Here is a 2,745-nt window from a genome sequence, read left to right on the forward strand (position 1 = left end):
CCGGGCGGGGGGCCTGGGCAGGCCCCCCGCGTCGGCGCGGCGCCACCCCCCCCACCCGCATCCGCCCCCCCCCCGCCCCCCCGCCGCCGCCCCCCCCCGCCGCCGTGCCCGCCGCCCCGTACCGGAAGCCCTCGTCGAACACCGAGATGCCGACGGCCGCCGCGACCACCGGGTTGACCACCGTGACGGTGGCGAGCGGCGCGGTCAGCCCCGCACCCCGGTAGGCCGCCTGCGAGAGCAGCAGCCCGCCGGACGCCAGGACGGCGATCGCCGCCAGATCGGGCCACAGCGCGCCGAGCGCGCCCGGCGGGACCCCCTCGGCCACCGATTTGGTGAACACGGAGGCCATGCCGAAGGCGGTCCCGGCCGCGGCCGCCAGCAGCACGCTGCGCAGCACCGGCCGGTGCATCCGGTGGGCCGCCGTGAACAGCCCGGCCACCCCGGCCGCGGTGACGACCAGCAGCAGGCTCCGCTCCCCGCCGGCCAGCGGCCGGTCCGCGTCCCCGGCCCCGCCCGTCAGGGCCAGCAGCCCGGCCAGCCCCACCGTGGCCAGCACCGCGCCGCGCCAGGCCGCCGCACCCGCCCGGCGGTGCACGAAGACGGCCGCCATCGGCAGCGCGAAGACGATGGTCAGCGCGCCCAGCGGCTGCACCAGGCTCAGCGGCCCGTACGCGAGGGCCACCACGTGCAGCAGCGCGCCCATGCCGTTCAGCCCGACCGCGCACCACCAGCCGGCCCGGCGCAGCGGCGCGTACGGGCGGTCGGGGGTGCTCGCCGCGACCTGTTCCTGGACGATCGCGCCGCCCGCGTACGCGAGGGCGGACACCAGGCAGAGCAGGACCGACAGCGCGAGGGCACTCATGAATTCCACAATGCCCGACCTGAGCTGCCTATTCCTCCCCCTGGAGGTGGTCATCGGTGATACCCCAGGCATACTCCGCAAGGAGTACAGGCCCGCTCGAGGCTGCCCACGGTGACGGCCGCGTCGCCGTGCGTGAGGCGTGCGGGGGCGGGTTTGGTCCCGGGCGCGTCGGATCCGTACAGTGGCGGTTTTGAGGACTTCCGCAGCAGGCGGACGCGGACGAGTGATCAAGGAACGGCAGCGGCCATGACGGTGACCGAAGACAACCACGTGAGCGGGGACGACCACGCCTACGGGCCGGGCATCGACCCCGAGCGGCTGGCGCTCTGCCTCAGCGTGCTCGACGAGCTGGACAAGATCGACGTCGACCACCCCGACGCCATCACCGTACGCCGCGCCACCGCAGGTCTCTACCGCACGGTCAAGCAGCGCCGCCGCCAAGAGCGCCGCGCCGCCAAGACCGCCAACGACAAGGCCGTCACCGAGGCGACCGCGACCGGCTCCGCCGAGCGCATCGACGACGAGACCGAGGGCATCCTGCCCACCTCGGTCACGGAGGCCGGCCGGATCGCCGGGATACTCCAGCGCCCGCGCTCCTGCTACGTCTGCAAGACGCGGTACGTCGAGGTCGACTACTTCTACCACCAGCTCTGCCCGGACTGCGCCACCGAGAACCGCACCAGGCGCGAGGCCCGCGCCGACCTCTCCGGCAAGCGAGCGCTGCTCACGGGCGGCCGGGCCAAGATCGGCATGTACATCGCGCTGCGGCTGCTGCGCGACGGCGCCCACACCACGATCACCACGCGCTTCCCCAAGGACGCCATCCGCCGCTTCAAGGCGATGGACGACTCCGCGGACTGGATGCACCGCCTGGAGGTCGTCGGCATCGACCTGCGCGACCCGGCCCAGGCCGTCGCGCTCGCCGACCAGGTGGCCGCCGCCGGGCCGCTGGACATCCTGATCAACAACGCGACGCAGACCGTGCGCCGCCTGCCCTCCGCCTACGCGGCGCTGGTCGAGGGGGAGGGCGCCCCGCTGCCCGCCGGTGAGCTCCCCGCCCACCACGTCATCGGCGCCTTCAACTCCGGCGCGGTCGACGGCCTGGCGGCGCTGCCCGTCGGGGTGAGCGGCCTCGAAGCGCAGAAGGTCGCCGACCTCGCCCTGGTCGCGGGCAACGCGAGCATCGCCCGGCACCTCGACGGCACCGCCATCGACGCCGGCGGCCTGCTGCCGGACGTCGTCGACACCAACACCTGGGTGCAGACCATCGACCAGATCTCCCCGGTCGAGCTGCTCGAAACCCAGCTGTGCAACTACACGTCGCCGTTCATCCTGATCAGCGCCCTGCGGCCGGCCATGGCCGAGGCCGCCCGGCGTGCGGGCAGCGGGCGTGCCCACATCGTCAACGTCTCGGCGATGGAGGGCGTGTTCAGCCGCGGCTACAAGGGTGCGGGGCACCCCAACACCAATGCCGCCAAGGCCGCCATGAACATGGTGACGCGGACCAGCGGCCAGGAGATGTTCCAGACCGACCGGATCCTGATGACCTCGGTCGACACCGGCTGGATCACCGACGAGCGCCCGCACTTCGACAAGCTGCGCCTGGCCGAGGAGGGCTTCCACGCCCCGCTCGACCTGGTCGACGGCGCGGCCCGGGTCTACGACCCGATCGTGCGCGGCGAGGCCGGCGAGGACCTGTACGGCGTCTTCCTCAAGGACTACGCGCCCGCCAACTGGTAGGCCGCCGGCCCGGGCCCACGACCCGGTCCGCGCCCCGGCCCCCGGGGCCCCCCCCCCCCCCCGGGGGGCGGGGGCCCCCCCGGGTAAGGGGGGGCGGGGGCACCCCCCCCCCCCCCCCCACCCCCACCCCCCCCCCCCACCCC

At 74.8% G+C, this 2,745-nt stretch carries 2 protein-coding genes; one reads left to right on the top strand and one right to left on the bottom strand.

Going from position 1 to position 2,745, the window contains the following annotated elements; translation table 11 throughout:
- Positions 1–862 (bottom strand): DMT family transporter (locus ACFXA3_RS40390; RefSeq protein WP_385196096.1); only part of this gene is annotated, 862 nt, incomplete at its 3' end.
- A gap of 246 nt (positions 863–1,108) precedes the next feature.
- Between ACFXA3_RS40390 and ACFXA3_RS40395 the strand changes: the two genes are divergently transcribed.
- Complete coding sequence (locus tag ACFXA3_RS40395; protein ID WP_385196099.1) at positions 1,109–2,602, top strand: SDR family NAD(P)-dependent oxidoreductase; 1,494 nt, start codon at positions 1,109–1,111, stop codon at positions 2,600–2,602.
- Positions 2,603–2,745 lie beyond the last annotated feature (143 nt).

This window comes from Streptomyces sp. NPDC059456, from assembly GCF_042750055.1.
Classification (GTDB): domain Bacteria; phylum Actinomycetota; class Actinomycetes; order Streptomycetales; family Streptomycetaceae; genus Streptomyces.

Coding starts and splice junctions, on each gene's coding strand:
- ACFXA3_RS40395 (WP_385196099.1), top strand. CDS start 1,109: ATGACGGTGACCGAAGACAACCACGTGAGCGGGGACGACCACGCCTAC.